This window comes from Herbaspirillum sp. C7C2, assembly GCF_022627865.1.
Lineage (GTDB): Bacteria > Pseudomonadota > Gammaproteobacteria > Burkholderiales > Burkholderiaceae_D > Herbaspirillum > Herbaspirillum frisingense.
The window spans coordinates 89,190-109,834 of sequence record NZ_JABXGI010000013.1 but is presented as its reverse complement, the minus strand read 5'-3'; the positions used below and the strand labels follow the sequence as shown (position 1 = coordinate 109,834).

The following is a 20,645-nucleotide window of genomic DNA, read 5'->3' as shown; positions in this document are numbered from 1 at the left end:
ACTTACAATTGCGCGGGATTTTTAGCCACTGGATGAGGCTCTACCCACTTTGTCACTCTGGAAACTGCAAGCATGAAGCAAGCCACCCAGGCCCTTGCGGCCACCCTGATGCTCTCCACCCTGGCCATGGGCCACGCCTTGGCCGCCGAGACCGGCTATAACATCTGGACCAACGAATACACCGTGTCCCGCCAGCAACTGCAAAGTGCCATCGCGCCGCAATTCCCGCGCAAGCTGCGCTACATGGACATCTTCGACGTCACCCTGAGCAATCCGCGCCTGGGCATGTTGCCGGGCGAAAACCGCATGAACACCGTGGTCGATGCGCAGATTGCCAACCCGCTGCTGCTGCAGCGCCCGGTCAATGCGGTACTGACGCTGAGCAGCGCCTTCAAGTACGACCCGGCCACCCGCTCGCTGCGCCTGGACGCCCCCAAGGTGGACAAGGTCGACAGCACCGACCTGCCGCCGCAGTACGCGCAGCAGCTGACCGCGCTGGGTAACGCCGCTGCCGACCAGTTCCTGCGCGACTACGCGCTCTATACCTTCACGCCAGAACAGTTGCAGATGAATGGCAAACGCTTCGAACCCGGCAAGATCACCGTCGAAAAGGATGCGGTGAAGGTCGAGGTCAAGGAGCAATAAGCACCCTGCCCCGCCTGCGCGGGATGCCCGCCTCGGGCCTCAGGCCCGGCGCAGAGGCAAGAACGGGTAATCCGACAGGGTCAGCGTGAAGCCTTGCGCGCCCTGTGCATCCAGCACCGCGTGGGCACCCAACGGCAGCGTGACCAGGTCGCGCACATGACCGAAGGGCAGCCCGGTGACGATGGGGGTGGCAATGCGCTGGCGCAGGAAGGCCAGCATCGCCGTGAAATCGTAACCGTTGTCGATCTCCGCCAGCCGGTAACCGGAAAAGTCGCCCAGCACGATGGCCTGCTGTCGCGCCAGCACACCAGCCTGCTCCAGTTGCAGGATCATGCGTTCGACGCGGAAGGGATGTTCATTCACATCTTCTAGAAACAGAATGCCGCCGTCCATCCTGGGGAAGCGCGGATGGCCCACCATGTGCGCCACCATGGCCAGGTTGCCACCCCATAGCCTGCCCTCGCAGCGCACTTCCGGGCTGAGCGGATCAGTACGACGGTCGCCAATGGCGGGACGCTCGGCATCGCTCTCCCCCTGGTAGTCGCGCACCACCACCTGCGGCGAAGTCAGGGTGCGCCAGAAGGTCGCCAACGCCTGCCAGTTGGGGGCCTGGGCGCCGAAGTCGCCATTGAGCATCGGTCCCTGGAAGCCGGCGTGGTCGCACTGGTCCAGCAGGACACACTGCAGCGCCGTGAAATCGCTGTAACCCACCAGCAGCTTGCCGCTGGCGGCCAGGGCGGGAATATCCAGCGCCGGCAGGATGCGGCTCATGCCGTAGGAACCGCGCAGCCCCAGGATCACGTCAATCTCCGGATCGGCGGCGGCCTCCATCAACTGCGCGGCGCGCTGTTCGTCGCTGGCACCAAAGCGCTGGAAGCGCTGCGCATGGTCGTAGAAGTTGCGCACCCGGCAGCCCAGCGACTCCAGCAGGGCCACGCCACGCTGCACGCCCTCCGGGTCCAGCCCGGCATGGCCGCAGGGGGCGACGATGGCCACGCCGGTGCCAGCCGGCACCAGTCCGTCGAGAAGTTCGCGCCCTGCTGTCATGCTGCTCCACCTTGTTGTTCACCCTCAGCGGGCGTCGACTGCAGGCGTTGTTGCTTCACCTGTTCGCGCCGCATGGCGAAGAATTCTTTCAATAACTGCCCGCATTCCTCAGCCATCACGCCACCCAGCAGTTCGGTGTGATGGTTCAGTTTTTCCTGCTCGAACAGGTTCACCACCGAACCGCAGGCCCCGGTCTTGGGATCGGCCGCGCCATACACCACCCGCGCCAGGCGCGCATGCATCATGGCGCCAGAGCACATGACACAGGGCTCCAGCGTCACGTACAGCTCGCAGCCGGGCAGCCGGTAGTTGCCCAGCTTTTCGGCGGCGCGGCGCAGGGCCATGATCTCGGCATGCGCCGTCGGATCATGCTTGCCGATGGGCTGGTTGAAGCCGGTCGCGATGACCACCCCATCCTTGACCACCACCGCGCCCACCGGCACCTCGCCCAGCGCCCAGGCGTTGTTGGCCTGGTCGAGCGCGGCGCGCATGTGGCGCAGGTCGGCTTCGGTTGCCGCCAATGGCGTCGGTGCTGTCGATGGCGTAGTCGCCTCGAACGGAAGCGAAGCGTCCATCAGTCGGCCGTGATCTCGGCCCAGCAATTGGGCGTTTCATGCAGCACCAGCTTTTGCAGATGCAGGCCGGTGCCATAACGGTCCTTGTAGGCCGCCTTGAGGATGGCGAAGGCTTCACGGGCCAGGTTTTCCACGGTGGGAATGCTGCCGATGACCACCGTCTTGTGGCCCGGCAGGCTGGCCAGGAAGTCGCGCACCGGCGCGTCCTTGTCATAGACCAGGAAGGCATGGTCCCAGACGTCCACCAGATGCTCCTTGGCCAGGGACTTGATGTCGGAAAAGTCCATGATCATGCCATTGTCGGAATTGCCCTCGATATCGATGACCGCGCCCGTCAGGGTGATTTCCAGCGTATAGCGGTGGCCGTGCAGGTTGCGGCACTGGCTCTTGTGGTCCGGAATACGGTGGCCGGCGTCGAATTCGAGTTTGCGGGTAATGGTCAGCATGAATGTTTCTTCAAGGAAGCCCGCTGCAGCTTGGGCGCGGCGGGCCGGGATGAGGTCATTGTAATCACGCGGCGCAGGGCCGCATGAAGAAAAAAGCAAAAATCGCTCAGGGAATGTTGAGCAGCTTGTGGGTCTGGATGCTCAGCTTCCACTTGGGATTGTGCTTGACCATGTCGATGGCCATGCGGGTATTGGCGGCCGCCTGCGGGCCATCCATGGGCTGCAGCAGGAAGTGCTGGAAATCCAGCTTTTCATACTCCGCCAGCGGCTGGCCGGCCTGCGGCACCACCACCTTCAGCTCGCTGCCGCGCAGCACCTTCAGCTCGGCCCCCATCTTGGGGCTGACGCAGATCCAGTCCACCCCGTCCGGCACGGCAATGGTGCCGTTGGTCTCGATGGCGATTTCGAAGCCCACCGCATGCATCGCCCCGATCAGGGCGGCATCCAGCTGCAGCAGGGGTTCACCACCGGTAAAGACCACGTACTTGCTGGGCGCATAGCTGGCCGGCCAGAGGCTGTCGATCATCGCCGCCAGTTCGCCAGCGCTCTTGAACTTGCCGCCGTTCTCGCCATCGGTGCCGACGAAGTCGGTGTCGCAGAACTGGCAGATGGCGCGGCTGCGGTCTTCCTCGCGCCCGGTCCACAGGTTGCAGCCGGAAAAACGGCAAAAGACAGCCGGACGACCGGCGTGCGCGCCCTCGCCTTGCAAGGTATAGAAGATTTCTTTGATGCTGTAGGTCACGATATCGGAGCGGGCGGGCCGCAGAAACTGGGCAGGCTGGCCGGGGCCGGCTGCCATGCTGACGCCTGGTTGGAGCGACATTTTTAACGGAGGCCCTCATTATAGCCGCTCCCCACCGGCCCGCATGCGTTTGCCGCCCCGCAAGCAGCTCAGGCCGTGCTCAGCGCCACCACCGGGTCCAGCCTCGCCGCCCGCCGCGCCGGCATGTAGCCGAACAGCAGCCCGGTCAGCACGGCGCAGCCGAAGGCCGCCAGCATGGCGGTCAGCGAAAAGATCAGCGGCACCCCGGCCGCCATCAGTGCCAGCCCCACCGCCACGCCCAGACCCACCCCGGCGGCACCACCCACCAGCGTCACCAGTACCGCCTCGGTGAGGAACTGGCGCAGGATGTCGCGCTGCCGGGCACCGGTGGCCAGGCGGATGCCGATTTCACGGGTGCGCTCGCGCACCGTCATCAGCATCACGTTCATCACGCCGATGCCGCCCACCAGCAGCGACACCGCCGCCACCAGCGACAGCATCATGGTCATGGTGTCGCGCGTGCTGGCTTCGGCGGCGATGGAGGCGGCGGCATTGCCGATGCTGAAGTCGCGGATGCCATGCCGCTCCAGCAGCAGGGCTTCCAGTTGCTGCTGGGTGTCCTGGATGCGACCGACGTCGGCCACTGCCATGACCGTATAGGTCGGCTCACGCTGGCCGAAGACCTTGGCCCCGGCCGTGGAAAAGGGCATGAGCAGCAGGTTGTCTTCGTCGCGGTCCCCGCTGAGGGCGCCCTTCTCGCTCATCACGCCGATCACCTGGAACGGCGAATTGCCGATCAACACCATCTGCCCCACCGGGTCCGGTACCTCCGGCATCAGCTCGCGCGCCAGCCGGTGGCCCAGCACCGCCACCGAGGCCAGTTCGCGTTCGTCCTCGGCGGTGAAGAAGGCGCCCCGTGCCAGCGGCCAGGTCTGGACCTCGGGCAGGCCGGCGCCGGTGCCGCGGACATAGGTCTGGATATCCTGATTGCCATGGCGCACCACCTTGTTGCCCGTCACGTTAGGCAGGACATGGGTGATGTTGGGCAGGTCGGCCACCGCCTCCAGGTCTTGCAGGGTGATGCTGCGCCCCGGGATGCGCGAACTCTCGCCGATGGCGGCCATGTACATCAGGTTGGAGCCGAAGCGTCCCAGTTGCGCCACCACCTGCTGGCGCGTGCCCAGGCCGATGGCCATCATCACGATCACCGAGGCCACGCCGATGACGATGCCCAGCAAGGTCAGCGCGGTGCGAAAGCGGTTGACCCACATCACCCGCCAGGCAGCCCGCGCCGCCTCGCGCAATTCGTCCCGCCAGCGGCGCACCGGTGGCTGGCTGGCGGCAGCCTCGCGGAGATCGGGCATGGCCTGTGCAGGTGCATCCGGGGCCGCGCCGCTGTCGCCGATGATGCTGCCATCACGGACCTCGATGACGCGTCTGGCCTGGGCGGCCACCTCACGATCATGGGTGATGAGGATGATGGTATGGCCGGCATCGGCCAGTTCATGGAACAACTGCATCACCTCGGCGCCGCTCTGGCTGTCCAGCGCCCCGGTGGGTTCATCGGCCAGGATGATGCGGCCGCCATTCATCAGGGCGCGGGCGATCGACACCCGCTGCTGCTGGCCGCCGGAGAGCTGATGCGGCCGGTTGTCCAGGCGCTGCGCCAGCCCCAGCCGCGCCAGCAGTGCCGCCGCCCGTTGCCGTCGCTGCGGTTCGGGCAGGCCGGCGTAGATGGCTGGCAGCTCCACGTTTTCGCAGGCGGATTCGGTGGGAATGAGGTGATAGCCCTGGAAGACGAAGCCGAAGGCCTCGCGCCGCAGCCAGGCCAGACGGTCGGCATCGAAGGCGGCGACATCGCTGCCATTGAACAGATACTGGCCAGCGCTGGGACGGTCCAGGCAACCGAGGATGTTCATCAGCGTCGATTTGCCCGAGCCGGATGCACCCACGATGGCGACGAATTCACCCTGGCGTATCTGCAGGTCCACCCCGCGCAGCACCTGTACCGCAGGGCTGCCATCCTGGCCGCCATAGTCCTTGCGCAGGCCGCGCAGTTCAATCAGGGCAGCGGCGGTCGCGGCCGCCATCACAGCTGGAACCTCGGCAGACCGCGCCGGCCCGGTTTCTCTGCAATGACGATCTGTTCACCTTCCTGCACACCCTGCTGCACTTCCATGCTGATCCGGTTGCGCACGCCCGCGCGCAGTTCGCGCTCCTCGATACGCCCATCGGGCAGTTGTATCCGTGCCAGCAGGCGTTCCCCGTCCTTGCGCACGGCGGCCAACGGTACCACCAGCACGTCGCGTGCCGCCGCCACGACGAAGTGGACCTGTGCCGTCATCTGCGGCATCAGGGCGCCATCGCGATTGTCGACGTCGAACAGGGCCATGTAGACCACCACCTTGTTGCTGGAGGGCGCCAGTGCGCTGTCCAGGCTCTTGCCCTCGCCGCTGGGCGCTGGCAGCACCTGGCGCACCTGCGCCTGCCAGCGTCGCTGGTCGCCGCCGAGGGTCGAGAAATAGACCGGCATGCCGGCCCGTACCTTGCGCACTTCGGCTTCGGACACCTCGGTCCACACCGTCATCACGGACAAGTCCGCAATGCGCAGGATGGCCGGGGTCTGGTAGGTGGCGTTGAGGGTCTGGCCTTCGCGGGCCTCGACGTTGACCACCGTGCCATCCATGGGCGCATAGATGCGGGTATAGCCCAGCCGCACTTCGTCGGCCTGCACCGTGGCGGCGTTCTGCGTGATCTGGGCCTGGATGTGGGCCACGCGGGCGGCGGCCTGGGCCAGCGCGGCTTCGGCGATATCGACGTCCTCGGTACGGGTGGCGCCACCGGCGTCCAGCGCCCGCTGCCGCTGCGCCTGGCGCAGTGTCAAGGCATGCTGGGCCTGCTGCTCGGCCAGTTGCGCACGCAGCCCGCTGAGGGCAGCCCGCCCGGCATCGACCGTCGCCTTTTGCACGCTGGGATCGATCTCGACCAGCAACTGGCCCTTCTTCACCGTATCGCCGGGCTGCACATGCAGGTGCTGGATCTGCCCGGATACCTGCGCGCCGACATCGACGAACCGCCGTGGCTGCAGCTTGCCGACCGCCACCACACTGGCTTCCACATCGCCTCGCGTCACCGCGACCGTATCGTATTCCGGCCCCGCCTGCCCCCACGACCAGGCCAACACGCCCAGCACCGCTGCCAGTGATGCCAGTGCGGCCAGCGTCATGCCCGCGCCCCATCCACGTCTTGACTTGCCCCTGCTCACCCGATCTCCTTGCTTGCCGCAAAAAAGCCGGACCGGCCAATGGCGCGATCCGGCAAGCCTTGCTCTCAGAACTCCACGCGCGCGTTCAGGCTCAGGGTGCGCGGTGCACCGGCGAAGATGTAGCTGTCGCCGTTGTAGACCCAGTAGCGGCGGTCGGCCAGGTTCTGTACCTGGGCATTGAAGGTGACGTCCTTGCCGCTCAGGCGGGTGCGATAGACGGCGCCGACGTCCATGACGGTGTAGGCGCTCAACTCACGCTGGGGGGCGCCCGTGTCGAGCTTGGAGCGGCCGACATGGCGCAGGCCGCCGTTCACGCTGAGGCCAGCCACGCCCGCGATGCGGTACCGCACACCGGCGGTAGCCTGCATGCGCGGCGCACCCACGACCTGCTTGCCGGCCAGGTCGGCGGAATCGCTCTGGTACTTGGCGTCCAGCCACATGAGGCCACCCTCCAGGTTCAGCGCCGGGGTGAGCGCATAGCGGCCGGACAGGTCCAGGCCCTGGTAGCGGGTCTCGCCATCCTGGACCAGCGTATTGGCCGCGTTGACATACTCCGCCGCCCGCTGCATGCGGAACACCGCCGCCGTGGCGCTCCAGTTGGCCTGCTCGACCTTCACGCCAGCCTCGATCTGCTTGCTCTTCAGGGGCGGCATGACCTCGCCGGCATTGGCCGTGGTCTCGCCAGCCGTGCCACCGCGCTCCAGCGCTTCGACATAGCTGACATAGGTGGTCAGGCCGGCCAGGGGCTTGAACATCAGCGCCACCGTGGGCGTGACCGGGGAGCGCTGGTAGGTCGTCGTCTGCACGCCGACCCGGTTGTAACCCCGCTGGTCGAAGCGGGTGTAGCGCAGCCCGCCGATGAGCGACCACTGCTCGCCCAGGCTCAGGGTATCGCTGGCGAAGAGTGCGTTCTGCACGATCTCCGAACCCCTGTATTGGGAATGGCCGGCGTTGCTGATGCCGCCCACGCTGAGCAGCGAATCGCGGTAGATGTTGCCGCTACCCACGGCCGTGCTGGTCGAGGCGCGGTCGGAGAGCACCTCGTATTGCTGACGGCTGGCGCCGAAGACCAGTTGGTGACCGATCGCACCGGTCTTGAGCTTGCCCTCCAGCATGGCCTGCAGCTGCTGATACTGGAAGCTGTAGAGTCCGCCATAGACCTGCGTGCTGCTATTGCCGAGCGCATCATTGATGCTGATGTCGCCGTAGACGTAATCCACGTCTTCACGGGCGTAGCGATAGTTGAAGCTGGATTTCCAGTCCTGGTTGAGCTGCCATTCCAGGCCGGTGCTCACCACGATGTTTTCATTACTGAAATAGGCGCCTTCGGGTTGCTGGCGGGTGCGCGGATCGATGGCGGTCGGCAGGTCCAGGCCGCTGGCCAGGCTCATGCCCCAGAAGGCATTGCCGTTGGACTTGCGACGGGCATAGACAGTATCGAAACTGAGCTTGAGGTCCTGGGTCAGCCTGAGGTCGGTGGCCAGCGAGGCCACGGTACGATCCAGCGAGCCGCCCTTGAAGTAGGTGCCGCCCTGCTCCTGCACCAGGTTGATCCGGTAGCCCAGGCGCTGGTCGTCGCCGGCGCGACCGCCCATGTCGATGTGCTTGGAGAACAGCGAACCGGTCTTGTAGCCGACATCGACGGCAAACAGATTCTCGTCGGTGGGCCGCTTGAGCACGTAATTCATGATCCCGCCCGGCGAGCCGAAGCCATACATGAAGCCCGACAGCCCCTTGAGCAGCTCCACGCGCTCGAACACTTCCATGGGCAACAGGTCGTTGCCCCAGCCCGGCAGGGCCAGGCCATCCATCTTGAAACCGTTGGTGTCATCGATGCCCAGGCCGCGCACCAGCAGCGAGGACCCGCGCCCGTATTCGCCGCTGGCCGAGGTCACCGACGGATCGTAGCGAAAGGCCTGCTCCACGGTAGTGACCTGGCGCTCCTGCATGTCGTCCTTGTCCACCACGGTGATGGAAAACGGCGTCTCCAGCAGCGAGCGCGATCCCAGCGCGCCACTGCTGGCCGGACGCTGCAGGCCGGCCCCCGGATCGGCGGCGCTGGTGGCCACCACGGTCAGGGCCGGCAGGCTGGAGGACTGCGCCGGCAACTTGCGTACGTGGATGCTGCCATCCTCGCGTTGATCCGCCACCAGGCCACTTCCGGACAGCAACTGTTCCAGCGCGCGGCTCACCGGCAGATTGCCTTCCACGGCGGGCGCCTGCCTGCCGCGCAGCAATGCCGGATCGACCACCAGCAGGCGACGCGCACTGGCGGCCAGGCGGTTGAGGGACTGGTCCAGCGGACCGGCAGGAATGGACAACGGCAGACTCTGCTCGGCCGCCACCGGTGTGGCCGCACTGGCCGGCATGACCAGCGCGACACCGGCCAGCAGCAGACTACCGGCCATCAGGACATGGGCGGTGGTGGACAGTGCCCTGAGCGGACGGGTTGCACCGGTTGTGCCGCGGGCGCGATGGGTGGTGGCGGTAGAACGAAGCGACTGATGGCGCATTATTGTTATCCTCGTTAGCGATGAAAAGTGAAGGTCTTCATCTGCTTTACGAACGAGAATCCAAAAGTGCTATGGCTGGCCGGATTTTTTCTGCGCGGCAGCGACCACCCGGGTCCAGTAGCGCGTGTGACGCTGGATGCGGATCGGGAAGGCATGCTCCAGCGCCGCCAGCACGCGGTCGGTATCTTCCAGCGGGAAGACGCCATTGACCGGAATCTGCGCCACCGCATCATCGACCTGCAACAGGCCCGGCCGATAACGCCCCAGCTCGGCCAGCAGATCTCCCAGGGGCTGCTCGCGGGCGATCAGCATGCCCTGGGTCCAGGCCTGCGCATTCGGGTCGAGCGCAGCGACCGCGCCCACGATGACATCGTCGAAAACCGCCTGTTGCCCCTGCCCGACCAGCGCGCTCCCCACGGCGTTGCGTGCCGGGGTGATGCGGACCGCACCTGCCATCACCTCGACCCGACTGCGGCCGGCCTGGCGCCATCCGGGCGACGCTTCCTGACGCACTACGAAGCGTGTCCCCAAAGCCTGCACCCGCCCCTGGGCCGTATCCACATAAAAGGGCTGCTCCGCCCAGGCTGCCAGGTGGGCGGTCTCGACCATGATGGCACCGCGTCGCAGCACCAGCCGCCGCAGCCCATCGGCAAAGCGGATATCGACAGCGCTATCGCTGTCGAGCACCAGTCTGCTGCCATCGGGCAGTACCAACTCGCGCCGTTCGCCGACGGCGCTGCGCTGGTCGGCAGTCAGCGCCAGATAGGCGTGACGACGGTCATAGCACAGTGCGCCCGCACCGGCGACCAGCAGCAAGGCCAGCACCTGCCGCCGGCTCGTCCGGACAGGGCCTCGGGCGCCACGGCTGCGCAAGGCCTGGCTGGCCGCCTGCGACGGCATGCCCTGCAGCATGCCCTGAAAGCGGCTCACCGCTTCCCACTGCCGGGCATGGGCCGGGTTGGCCCCCAGCCAGGTGGCGAAGGCCTGTCGTTGCGCGGGGGTGACTTCACCGGAGGCCAGGATCACGAACCATTGCAAGGCCTGGTCCAGAGCGTCTCCGGTGACACCATCCGCGGCGTCCGGGCGCGGAGTCGCGGCGCTCAGCATGCGCAGACCGGTTCGCCGCACTGCTGCATGGCGAGGAAGCAGGCCCGGGTGGCCGTGAGCATATGCTTGCGAACAGTGGCAACGGCGATGCCCAAGGACGCGGCGATAGCGCTATATGTCATGCCGTCGAATTGCGACATGAAGAAGGTTTCCCGCACCTTCGGCGGCAGACCTTCCAGCGCGGCATCGATGGCGGCCAGGGTCTGCAGCACGATGAGGGTGTCTTCATGGGATGGCGCATGGGCTTCGGGCAAGGCTGCCAGGGCCTCCAGATAGGCCGCCTCCAGCTTGCGACGCCGATGCAGGTCGATCATCAGGTGCTTGGCAATCTGGACCAGATAGGGGCGCGCCTGCTCCGGGTTCGGCATGCTGCGCCCCGTGGCCACCCGGATATAGGTGTCCTGCACCAGATCGGCCGCGTCGCCACGGTTACCCAGCTTGCGCTGCAGCCATTGCAGCAGCCAGCCATGATGGCCGCTGTACATCCTTTGCAATGCATCGCTTTCCTGCCTGTCGAGTAACCGGGCTTCCATGAGCATGATTCTTAATAATGAGAATCATTATTATATGGAAGCAGCTACGATTTGTCAGTTTTCAGTCCACGAAACTGATCACTTGCGCCATTCCAGGGGTTCGCCGGGCTCGGGCAGGTCCAGCTTCAGCCCCAGGCGTTCAATCAGGCGCCGGGCGTCGAACGGCGCCTTGACCTTTATATCGTTATCGAAATAGCAATAAATATCACGACTGGCGCGCTGCCGTGGCGCACCGGAAACAATGCGCGGCCCCTGCGCCGGCTGACCGCCCCCGGCCCAGGCCCGGATGCGTTCGGCCCAGGCGTCGATGGCCTCATCGCTGTAACCGCTCTGGTAGAGGCGCTTGTCACCGTGCAGGCGCAGATACATGAAATCAGCCGTCACATCTTCCTGGTAGGGCCATTTCTTGGGCGCATCGGCCACCACCAGCGCCACCTTGTACTTGCGCAGCAGCTTGATGAAGGACTCGTCGACGAAGCTGTCATGGCGGATTTCCATGGCATGGCGCAGCTTGCGCTTCCTGTCGATCTCCAGCTGCACCCTGCCCTCCATGCGCGGCTCATGTCCACGGGCCAGTTTCTGTGCGGCTTCGGTATCGTGTGGCAGCAGGCTCAGGAAGTGCTCCAGGGCCTCCGGCTCATAACTGAAACTGGGCGGGAACTGCCACAGGAAGGGGCCCAGTTTTTCCTTCAGGTTGAATACACCGGAGGCGAAGACATTGGCCAGGGCGCCATCGATATCCTTCAGCCGACGGGTATGGGTGATGAAGCGATTGCCCTTGTGGCTGAAGACGAAGCCGGGTGGCGTGGACTCATACCAGCGCTGATAGCTTTCCGGCCGCTGCAGGGCATAGAAGGAACCGTTGAGCTCGATGCTGGGCAGCATGCGCGAGGCATAACCCAATTCGTCATCCTGGCGCAGTCCCTTGGGGTAGAAACCGCCGCGCCAGGGCGCGTAACGCCAGCCGGAGATACCGATCCAGATCTTGCCCATGCCTGCCTCCTTGATCCTGTTCATGCACGGTGTGACCGGGGTAGGCGGACTTGGTGCCGGCCAACGCGGCAGTAGCATGCTGCTGGTACACTGCTGCCCTTTGATCGACCGCCCGCCTTATCCCCTTTTTCCTCCTTTTTCGTCCTCTTCCTTAAATTGCAGGCCCTTTCCATGACCGCCATCACCCAATTCCGCCTCGGCTCCCCCGCTCCCGAACATGACCACCCCATCGAAGAGCGCCGCCTGGAAGGCAATCCCCTGCGCACCACCTGGAACCACTTCACCAGCGCCAGCGGCGAAATCAACGCCGGCATCTGGGCCTGCGAAAAAGGCAGCTGGCGCATTGCCTTTGCACCGACCAAAGATGAATATTTCTACGTGCTGGAAGGTCGCTGCCGCGTCATTGATGAGCAAGGACTGGCTGCCGAAGCCGGCCCGGGGGATGCCATGGTGATCCCGGCGGGTTTCAAGGGCGTGTTCGAGGTGGTGGAGCCGATGCGCAAGCACTATGTGATCGTCGAGCGCGGCGGCGCCTGAGGCCGGCGAAACTCCACTTTACCCAGTACTGAAGGGCAGAAAAGCCGCTACCGGCCTTTGAAACCTCGCTGGATGCAGGAACGCAAAAAGCCCGCAGTAATGCGGGCTTCATGGCGATTTGATGCTTTCAAGCGTCTGACATTGCCAGACCCCACATCACTCCCACTCAATGGTCGCTGGCGGCTTCCCCGAAATGTCATACACCACCCGGTTCAGGCCGCGGACTTCATTGATGATGCGGTTGGACACGCGTCCCAGCAGTTCATGCGGCAGGTGCGCCCAGTGGGCGGTCATGAAGTCCTGGGTCTGCACGGCGCGCAGGGCCACGACGTATTCGTAGGTACGGCCGTCACCCATCACGCCTACCGACTTCACCGGCAGGAACACGGCAAAGGCCTGGCTGGTCTTGTCGTACCAGCTCTGGCCGTCGTCATCCTTCGTATTGCGCAGTTCCTCGATGAAGATTGCATCAGCGCGGCGCAGCAGGTCGGCGTATTCCTTCTTGACTTCACCCAGGATACGCACGCCTAGGCCCGGGCCGGGGAACGGGTGGCGGTAGACCATTTCCGGCGGCAGGCCGAGGGCCACGCCCAGTTCGCGGACTTCATCCTTGAACAGTTCGCGCAGGGGTTCCAGCAGCTTCAGGTTCAGGGTTTCCGGCAGGCCGCCAACGTTGTGGTGGCTCTTGATGGTGTGGGCGGTCTTCTTGCCCTTGCCGGCGCTTTCGATCACGTCCGGGTAGATGGTGCCCTGGGCCAGCCACTTGGCGCTGGTCAGCTTGGCCGATTCGGCCTGGAACACTTCGACGAACTCGCGGCCGATGATCTTGCGCTTGGCTTCGGGATCGGTGACGCCAGCCAGATGGCCCATGAACTGGGCGGTAGCGTCCACATGGATCACCTTCACGCCCAGGTTCTTGCCGAACATCTCCATGACCATCTTGCCTTCGTCCAGGCGCAGCAGGCCGTGGTCGACGAAGACACAGGTCAGCTGGTCGCCGATGGCGCGGTGGATCAGGGCCGCAGCCACGCTGCTGTCCACGCCACCGGAGAGGCCCAGGATGACTTCATCGCTGCCGACCTGCTGGCGGATCATCTCGACGGCTTCGGAGATGTAGTCCGGCATGTTCCAGTCCGACTGGCAGCCGCAGATCTCGTGCACGAAGCGCGCCAGCATGGCCTTGCCCTGCACGGTGTGGGTGACTTCGGGGTGGAACTGCACGCCGTAGAAGCGACGTTCTTCGTCGGCCATGCCGGCGATGGGGCAGTTGCCGGTGGAGGCCATGAGCTTGAAGCCGGCCGGCATGTCGTTGACCTTGTCGCCGTGGCTCATCCAGACCTTCAACATGCCGTGGCCCTGGGCATTGGTGAAGTCGCTGATGTTCTCCAGCAGCTTGGTGTGGCCGTGGGCGCGCACTTCGGCGTAGCCGAATTCACGCAGGTGACCGTTTTCGACCTTGCCGCCCAGTTGCTCGGCCATGGCCTGCATGCCGTAGCAGATGCCCAGGACCGGCACGCCCAGTTCGAATACCGATTGCGGTACGCGCGGGGTGTCGCCTTCGGTGACGCTGTTGGGGCCACCGGAGAGAATGACGCCGGCCGCGCCGTAGTTGCGCACGAATTCGTCGGTCACATCATGCGGGAATACCTCGGAAAACACACCGGCTTCGCGCACGCGGCGAGCGATGAGCTGGGTCACCTGGGAACCGAAGTCGAGGATCAGGATTTTCGAATGCGAATGCGTGGACATGGGCAATGAGGTCTGGCTACGTTAGCTACGTTGAAAATGGACTGCTGAAAAATTCAACAGCCCGACAGCCTGGCGCAATGCCGGTGGACTGTCGGGCTGTGGCCGCATCGAAATTACTCGGCGCGGTAGTTCGGGGCTTCCTTGGTGATCTGCACGTCGTGGACGTGCGATTCGCGCATGCCGGCCGAGGTGATTTCGACGAATTCGGCGCGTTCGCGGAAGTCGTCGATGGAACCGCAACCGCAGTAACCCATGGAGGAGCGCACGCCGCCCACCAGCTGATACAGGATGGCGACCACCGAGCCCTTGTAGGCGACGCGACCTTCGATGCCTTCCGGTACGAACTTGTCGGCGGTGTTGTCGCCATCCTGGAAGTAACGGTCGGCCGAACCGTCGGCCATGGCGCCCAGCGAACCCATGCCACGGTAGGACTTGTAGCTGCGGCCCTGGTACAGGATCACTTCACCGGGGGCTTCTTCGGTGCCGGCGAACATGCTGCCCATCATCACGGCGGACGCCCCGGCGGCCAGCGCCTTGGCGACGTCGCCGGAGAAGCGGATGCCGCCGTCGGCGATCACCGGTACGCCGGTCCCCTTCAGGGCGTCGGCGACGTTGGCGATGGCGGAGATCTGAGGTACGCCCACGCCAGCGACGATACGGGTGGTGCAGATGGAGCCAGGGCCGATGCCGACCTTGACGGCGTCGGCACCATGTTCGACCAGTGCCTTGGCAGCGGCGGCGGTGGCGATGTTGCCGCCGATGACTTCCACGTGCGGGTAGCGGGTCTTGACCCACTTGACGCGGTTCAACACGCCAGCGGAGTGGCCGTGGGCGGTGTCGACCACGATCACGTCCACGCCGGCAGCGACCAGCAGTTCGATGCGCTCGTCATTGTCCGGACCCACGCCGACGGCGGCACCCACGCGCAGCTTGCCGTGTTCGTCCTTGCAGGCGAAGGGGTGTTCGGTGGATTTTTCGATGTCCTTGACGGTGATCAGGCCGCGCAGCTCGAAGGCATCGTTGACGACCATCACGCGCTCCAGGCGGTGCTTGTTCATCAGGCGCTTGGCTTCTTCGGGATCAGCGCTGGAACCGTTTTCCTTGACGTAGACCAGCTTGTCGCGCGGGGTCATCTTGGCGCGGACTTCGGCGTCCAGCTCTCGCTCGAAACGCAGGTCGCGGTTGGTGATGATGCCCACCAGTGCCTTGCCTTCAACCACCGGGAAACCGGAAATGCCGTGCTGCTTGGACAGCGCGATCACGTCGCGGATCTTCATGGTGGGGGGGATGGTGATCGGGTCGCGGACCACGCCGGACTCGAAACGCTTGACCTTGGAAACCTCGCGCGCCTGTTCCTTGGGAGTCAGGTTCTTGTGGATGATGCCGATCCCGCCTTCTTGCGCCATGGCAATGGCCAGGCGTGCTTCGGTGACGGTATCCATCGCAGCCGACACCAGCGGGATGTTCAGCGAGATGTTGCGCGTCAGGCGCGTGGTCAGGGAAGTATCTTTGGGGAGGATGTCCGAGAAGGCCGGAACGAGCAGCACATCATCGAACGTGAGTGCTTTTTGGAGAAGACGCATAGTGTTTCCTATAGGCGCAAAAGCGAATTATACAGAAAACTTGACCGCGCGTCTTGCTCTGCTTGCGTTTCTGCCTCCGGGCGTCGTAAAAATGCCGGATATCCTGCACGTTATAGGTAGCCCGGCAAGCCGCGCAGGCTATTCGCCCTGCCCGCGCTCCTGGTGCGCGGCCCGGCGCCGGCGGGATTGCTTGGGGTCGGCGATCAGGGGACGGTAGATTTCGATGCGGTCATGTTCGCGCAGCGGGGTATCCAGCGGCCTGACCTTGCCGAAGATGCCGACCTTGCAGGTGGACAGGTCGATGGCCGGCTGTTCGCGCAGCAGGCCGCTGTCGAGGATGGCCTGCTGGATGGTGCAGCCCGGGGCCACCTCAAGATCCCTGAGAATCTGCAGTCCGGGCGCGGCGTAGCAGAGCTGGACTTGCAAAGGGGCTGCTTCAGCCATATATCTGTTCGGCCCGCTTGCAGAAGGAATCGACGAAGCTGTTGGCGATCATGCTGAAGACCGGGCCGATCACGCCCTCCAGGATGCGGCTGGAAAATTCATATTCCATGTCGAACTCGATCTTGCAGGCATCCTCGCGCAGCGGCTTGAAGCTCCAGCGACCTTCGAAATGCTTGAACGGGCCTTCCACCAGGCGCATGGTCATGCTGGTGGGGCGCACATTGGTATTGTGGGTGCTGAAGGACTGTTTCAGGCCGTGGTAGTTGATCTTGAGCTTGGCCGTGAGACTATCGTCACTGCGTTCAGACACCTCGACACCGCCACACCAGGGCAGGAATTCAGGGTAATCCTCAACCTTGTCGACCAGGTTGAACATCTGCTCCGCGCTATAGTTGATCAGGACGGTTTTGTGAACGACTGCCATCGAGGGTGATCCGTTTGATAAAATCGCAAAGGCACAATTTTAACCGACGAGACGAATTTTTATTTAGATGAGCATTATTGATAACAAAAAGGCCTTTTTCGATTACTTCATCGAAGAGCGATTCGAAGCAGGTCTCGTCTTGCAAGGTTGGGAAGTCAAATCGATCCGCGCCGGCCGCGTGCAATTGAAGGAAGCCTACGTGATCGTGCGCAATGGCGAGGTCTATCTGTTCGGCTGCCACATCAGTGCGCTGACCAGCACCTCCACCCACGTGCATCCGGAAACGACCCGTACCCGCAAGCTGCTGCTCAATGCGGCGGAGATCAGCAAACTGATCGGCAAGGTGGAGCGCTCCGGCTATACGCTGGTGCCACTGAACCTGCATTACAGCAAGGGCCGGGTCAAATGCGACATCGGCCTGGCCAAGGGCAAGAAGCAGCACGACAAGCGCGAGACCGAAAAGCAGCGTGACAGCCAGCGTGAAATCCAGGCGGCCATGAAGCAGAATCGTCGCTGATCCCGCTCTACCCTCTTCCATTGCGACCACGGCTGCCCAGGGCAGCCGTTTTCATGTCCGCCGTTACGACCAGACGGCGAACTTCTCGCGGCAGGCGGCCACCATCCCGGCCACCACCGGCGCCCATTGCCCGCGCTCCTGCTGGCGGAACAGCCGGACCGAGGGATACCAGGGACTGGAGTCCCCCTCGACGCCCCAGCGCCACTCGCCTTCCAGTCGTTGCGGCAAAAAGCATGGCAGGCCCAGGGCACCGGCCAGGTGTATGACGGCAGTATCGACACTGATCACCAGGTCCAGCGCGCAGGCCAGCGCTGCGGTATCGGCCCAATCCGCCAAGGGCAAGCTGTGCAGCCGGCCCGCCACTTGCTGATGCAGGGCCTGGTCGGCCAGGGGAATTTCCACCTGCAGGCTGATGAAGTCGGCCGGCAGGTCCAAGAGCGGCAGCAAGGCGGCCAGTGGCACGTCGCGGCTGGGATGCGTGGTGGCGTACTGCCGCCCGGCCCAGGCCAGGCCAATACGCGGACGACGCGGCCCAGCGCCGTCCAGCAACGCCAGTTGCTGCTGCCACTGCGCTATGCGCCCAGGATCGGCAAAAAGATAAGGCGGCTGCGGTCCCTGGCGAGGATCAGGCAACGCAAGCAACAACGGCAGGCTCAGCAGCGAGGCGTGGCAATCATGGGGCGGCGCTTCATGTGCGTGGGACACGCAGTCCACCCCGGGCAAGGAGGGGGCGAGCACCGCCAATAACGCTGCGGGGGCGCAGAGCGTCACCTGCGCTGCACGCTGTGCGACCAGTGGGATGTAGCGGGAAAATTGCAGGCAATCGCCCTGCCCCTGTTCGGCCCACAATAGCACTCGCTTTCCCTGTACATCCTGGCCTGGCTGCCAGCGCGGGCTCGGGCTGCTGACGCCATGCCGGGCCAGTTCGGCAATCGCGAAACGGGCTTCATGGGCTGGCCATCCCCGTGCATAGTCATTCCGCGTCAGCAGCATGTGGGCGCGACCCACCTGGGCCTGCGGGAAATCGGCATGCCAGCGTAGAGCCTCTTCATAGGCGGCTTGCGCTTCATCGATGCGGCCCATGCGGCGCAAGATGTCGGCGCGATTGAAGGCAATCAGGGCGCGGGTGGCGTCGTCGCTGCCGGGGGCTTCCGAGTAGCAATGCAGCGCCTCTTCGTGGCGGTTCAACAGAAGCAGGATATCGGCGTGCAAGGCCTGGTGTTCCAGGGTGGCCAGCGGTAGCGCAGGAGCAAGGGCGGCCAATGCCTGTTGTGGCTGCGCCAGCTTGTAGTAGAGGCGCGCCAGCGTGGCGGCGCGCTCAGTGTCGGGCGTCTCTTCCGGCCCTTGGGCGCCTGCCAGCGTATCGGCCCATTGCGCCATCACTGCGCGATGGGCGACGCGCGCGTCGTGGTAGTCCGGCACCAGATCCAGGCAGGCTTCGTAGGCAGCGATCGCGCCGGCCAGCTCACCCATTTCCACCAGCAGATCGGCACGCTGCATGTGCAATGGCAGGAAGCCGGGGTCCAGCGCCAGTCCCTGCTCCAGCACGGCCACGGCAGCAGCAGGTTGCTGGGCGCCACGCAGGGCGATGGCCTCACACATCAGGCCCATGATGCTTGCCAGTTTGGCGGGGTCGGGAGAAATCATGGCCGGCAGCTTATCACGCCGCCGGCTCGTGACGCCGCCGCCGGATCACGCCGTGGTATCGATCAGGTTGCCTGTGGTCTTGCCTGCCGCCAGCTTGCTCTGCAGGTTTTGCAGGAAGCTGGAAAGCGACGTGGTGGTCGACGATGCGCCCAGGGAACTGAGCAGGTTGCTGAAGGCACTTTCCAGTGAAGAGCTCGCGCCATCACCGCTATCGCTGCTGCCAGAGGAAAGACTGGAGATCAGGCTATTGAGGTCTGCCTCCAGCCCACCGCCGGGCGGTGGCGGACGACCCGCTGGCGAGTAGGAGCGCGCCGTGGTGTCGGTGGCCGTGGTGCTGGCACTGCTAGTGCTGCTGGAGCCACTGGTGCTGTCGACCTCGCTGGTGGCCGACACGCTGCTGGAGGAACTGCCGTCAGAAGACGACGAAAGTGCCGGCGGCGCTCCCGGTGGGGGATTGTCCTGGCCTTTCAGGGCGGCCATGAGTTCCTGCAGGAAGGCATCGAGCTTGGAATCGACATTCGAAGCCGAAATGCTGCTGCTTGAAGAGGTCGTGCTGGCCGAGGTGGAAGCGCTGGTTGTCGTGGCGCTGCTGGCGGTCGCATCAAGCGCCACGCCCAGCGAGGCGAGAATATCCTTGAGCGCGCCGATCAGCCCTCCCCCCTTGTCGCCACGCGGCGGTGGTGGCGGTGGCACATCCATGCGCTGCGCGGCGCTGGTGGAAAAACCGCTGGTGCCGCTGAGCGCGGACAGATCGGACAGGCTGAAACTGCTGGAACCGACGCTGCTGATGGCCATGACACTCCCCTTTTATTGTGTGCGACGCCCCTTGCGTCGCTCCCTTGTCAGGGCCAACAGTATCGGTCATCAAGACCTGTTAAGTTGAACCGGAAAGCGTAAAGCGGAGTAAAGTTCTGTCAACACGCGCAGCGCGCGCCATTGCCGCAAGTCAAGCCTGGCGCGGCCTATCAGCGGGTGATGAAAAAATCGGTCAAGGAGGGATGGGCGCAATACCCTGTCGAGCAGGTTCACCAGCACGCGGTAAATGAATGTAAAGATGCAATTGTAAAGACGGCTGGAAACACTCCTGCAAAACCTTTTACGGCATATTACGGGCTGCCGACGCCCTGCGGCCTGGAGGCAGGGCAATTCGAGAATGGAATGCAGCGATGTCTAAAGTACTTTTGATCGACGATGACGTGGAGCTCGTCGATATGCTCAAGGAATACCTGGAGCAGGAAAAATTCGAAGTCAACGTCGCCTACGATGGCGAAGCCGGCGCCGCCGAGGCGCTCACCGGCCAGTACGCCATCGCGGTGCTGGATGTGATGATGCCTCGCCTGAACGGCGTCGATACCCTGCGCCGTATCCGCGCCAAGAGCAGCATGCCGGTGGTGATGCTGACCGCCAAGGGCGATGATACCGACCGCATCATCGGCCTGGAACTGGGCGCCGACGACTACGTGCCCAAGCCTTGCACACCACGCGAAATTGCCGCCCGCATCCGCGCCATCCTGCGCCGCGCTTCTGCCGAGAGCAGCGAACAGACGCCCTATTCGCCGCTGGCCGTGGGCGCGCTGTCGATGTGGCCGGAACAGCGTCGCGCCACCTGGAACAGCCGGCCGCTGGAATTGACCAGCAGCGAATTCAACCTGCTGGAAGTGCTGGCCCGCAATGCCGGCAAGCCCGTCAGCAAGCAGACCTTGTCGGAGCAGGGCCTGGGCCGCCCGCTGGCGCGCTTCGATCGCAACATCGACGTCCACCTCTCCAGCATCCGCCAGAAGATCGCCGCCCTGGGCAGCGACAAGAGCTGCATCCAGACCGTCTATCGCCTCGGCTACCAGTTCATCAAGGAATAAA

At 64.4% G+C, this 20,645-nt stretch carries 20 protein-coding genes; 4 read left to right on the top strand and 16 right to left on the bottom strand.

Translation table 11 applies throughout. The annotated features are described in order from the left end of the window. Positions 1–72: 72 nt before the first annotated feature. Positions 73–645: a DUF1439 domain-containing protein gene (locus HWE04_RS16765; RefSeq protein ID WP_241813119.1), complete on the top strand. Its 573-nt coding sequence runs from the start codon at positions 73–75 to the stop codon at positions 643–645. 39 nt (positions 646–684) lie between these two features. On the opposite strand, the gene ldcA is transcribed toward HWE04_RS16765, so the two are convergent. The 10 genes from ldcA to HWE04_RS16715 all read right to left on the bottom strand — a co-directional run bounded on the left by ldcA (position 685) and on the right by HWE04_RS16715 (position 11,887). Continuing rightward, on the bottom strand, positions 685–1,692 hold the full coding sequence (gene ldcA / locus HWE04_RS16760) for a muramoyltetrapeptide carboxypeptidase (protein ID WP_241813118.1): 1,008 nt from the start codon (positions 1,690–1,692) through the stop codon (positions 685–687). Next, on the bottom strand, positions 1,689–2,267 hold the full coding sequence (gene tadA / locus HWE04_RS16755; protein ID WP_342222439.1) for a tRNA adenosine(34) deaminase TadA: 579 nt from the start codon (positions 2,265–2,267) through the stop codon (positions 1,689–1,691). The genes ldcA and tadA overlap by 4 nt, the downstream gene beginning before the upstream one ends. Next, the gene (gene queD / locus HWE04_RS16750) at positions 2,267–2,713 is read right to left on the bottom strand and encodes a 6-carboxytetrahydropterin synthase QueD (protein WP_006712655.1); all 447 of its coding nucleotides are present in this window, start codon (positions 2,711–2,713) and stop codon (positions 2,267–2,269) included. The genes tadA and queD overlap by 1 nt, the downstream gene beginning before the upstream one ends. Positions 2,714–2,819: 106 nt before the next feature. Beyond that, the gene (gene queE, locus HWE04_RS16745) at positions 2,820–3,455 is read right to left on the bottom strand and encodes a 7-carboxy-7-deazaguanine synthase (RefSeq protein ID WP_182994932.1); all 636 of its coding nucleotides are present in this window, start codon (positions 3,453–3,455) and stop codon (positions 2,820–2,822) included. Positions 3,456–3,604: 149 nt separating this feature from the next. Beyond that, on the bottom strand, positions 3,605–5,566 hold the full coding sequence (locus tag HWE04_RS16740; RefSeq protein ID WP_241813116.1) for a MacB family efflux pump subunit: 1,962 nt from the start codon (positions 5,564–5,566) through the stop codon (positions 3,605–3,607). After that, entirely contained in the window at positions 5,566–6,702 is a 1,137-nt protein-coding gene (locus HWE04_RS16735; protein ID WP_241813115.1) for an efflux RND transporter periplasmic adaptor subunit, read from the bottom strand. The genes HWE04_RS16740 and HWE04_RS16735 overlap by 1 nt, the downstream gene beginning before the upstream one ends. Positions 6,703–6,806: 104 nt before the next feature. Next, positions 6,807–9,254 (bottom strand): TonB-dependent siderophore receptor, encoded by a 2,448-nt coding sequence (locus HWE04_RS16730; protein ID WP_241813114.1) that lies wholly within the window; start codon positions 9,252–9,254, stop codon positions 6,807–6,809. Positions 9,255–9,323: 69 nt separating this feature from the next. Continuing rightward, positions 9,324–10,361, bottom strand: a complete 1,038-nt coding sequence (locus HWE04_RS16725) for a FecR domain-containing protein (protein WP_241813113.1) — start codon at positions 10,359–10,361, stop codon at positions 9,324–9,326. Continuing rightward, positions 10,355–10,855 carry a sigma-70 family RNA polymerase sigma factor gene (locus HWE04_RS16720; protein WP_411910001.1) on the bottom strand — a complete coding sequence of 167 codons (501 nt, stop codon included), beginning with the start codon at positions 10,853–10,855 and terminating at the stop codon, positions 10,355–10,357. The genes HWE04_RS16725 and HWE04_RS16720 overlap by 7 nt, the downstream gene beginning before the upstream one ends. A gap of 117 nt (positions 10,856–10,972) precedes the next feature. Next, positions 10,973–11,887 (bottom strand): DUF72 domain-containing protein, encoded by a 915-nt coding sequence (locus HWE04_RS16715; protein ID WP_241813112.1) that lies wholly within the window; start codon positions 11,885–11,887, stop codon positions 10,973–10,975. Positions 11,888–12,058: 171 nt separating this feature from the next. Between HWE04_RS16715 and HWE04_RS16710 the strand changes: the two genes are divergently transcribed. Further along, positions 12,059–12,424 carry a cupin domain-containing protein gene (locus tag HWE04_RS16710; protein ID WP_006465555.1) on the top strand — a complete coding sequence of 122 codons (366 nt, stop codon included), beginning with the start codon at positions 12,059–12,061 and terminating at the stop codon, positions 12,422–12,424. 156 nt (positions 12,425–12,580) lie between these two features. On the opposite strand, the gene guaA is transcribed toward HWE04_RS16710, so the two are convergent. From guaA to HWE04_RS16690, 4 genes are all read right to left on the bottom strand, one after another. Further along, positions 12,581–14,173, bottom strand: a complete 1,593-nt coding sequence (gene guaA, locus HWE04_RS16705) for a glutamine-hydrolyzing GMP synthase (protein WP_006465558.1) — start codon at positions 14,171–14,173, stop codon at positions 12,581–12,583. A 113-nt stretch (positions 14,174–14,286) separates the two neighbouring features. Then, a complete protein-coding gene (guaB, locus tag HWE04_RS16700; RefSeq protein WP_006465559.1) occupies positions 14,287–15,756 on the bottom strand; it encodes an IMP dehydrogenase in 1,470 nt (489 codons plus the stop codon). 138 nt (positions 15,757–15,894) lie between these two features. Continuing rightward, entirely contained in the window at positions 15,895–16,200 is a 306-nt protein-coding gene (locus HWE04_RS16695) for an RnfH family protein (RefSeq protein ID WP_241813111.1), read from the bottom strand. Continuing rightward, positions 16,193–16,624 (bottom strand): type II toxin-antitoxin system RatA family toxin, encoded by a 432-nt coding sequence (locus HWE04_RS16690; RefSeq protein ID WP_006465561.1) that lies wholly within the window; start codon positions 16,622–16,624, stop codon positions 16,193–16,195. Before HWE04_RS16690 ends, HWE04_RS16695 begins: the two co-directional genes overlap by 8 nt. 67 nt (positions 16,625–16,691) lie before the next feature. Here HWE04_RS16690 and smpB point away from each other — a divergent pair, with 67 nt between their 5' ends. Then, positions 16,692–17,141 (top strand): SsrA-binding protein SmpB, encoded by a 450-nt coding sequence (gene smpB, locus HWE04_RS16685; RefSeq protein WP_006465562.1) that lies wholly within the window; start codon positions 16,692–16,694, stop codon positions 17,139–17,141. Between the two features lie 63 nt (positions 17,142–17,204). On the opposite strand, the gene HWE04_RS16680 is transcribed toward smpB, so the two are convergent. Beyond that, positions 17,205–18,788 carry a tetratricopeptide repeat protein gene (locus HWE04_RS16680; RefSeq protein ID WP_241813109.1) on the bottom strand — a complete coding sequence of 528 codons (1,584 nt, stop codon included), beginning with the start codon at positions 18,786–18,788 and terminating at the stop codon, positions 17,205–17,207. Positions 18,789–18,833: 45 nt separating this feature from the next. Then, on the bottom strand, positions 18,834–19,583 hold the full coding sequence (locus tag HWE04_RS16675) for a hypothetical protein (RefSeq protein ID WP_241813107.1): 750 nt from the start codon (positions 19,581–19,583) through the stop codon (positions 18,834–18,836). A 371-nt stretch (positions 19,584–19,954) separates the two neighbouring features. On the opposite strand from HWE04_RS16675, the gene HWE04_RS16670 reads away from it, so the two are divergent. Next, a complete protein-coding gene (locus tag HWE04_RS16670) occupies positions 19,955–20,644 on the top strand; it encodes a response regulator transcription factor (protein WP_039877189.1) in 690 nt (229 codons plus the stop codon). Position 20,645: the final 1 nt, after the last annotated feature.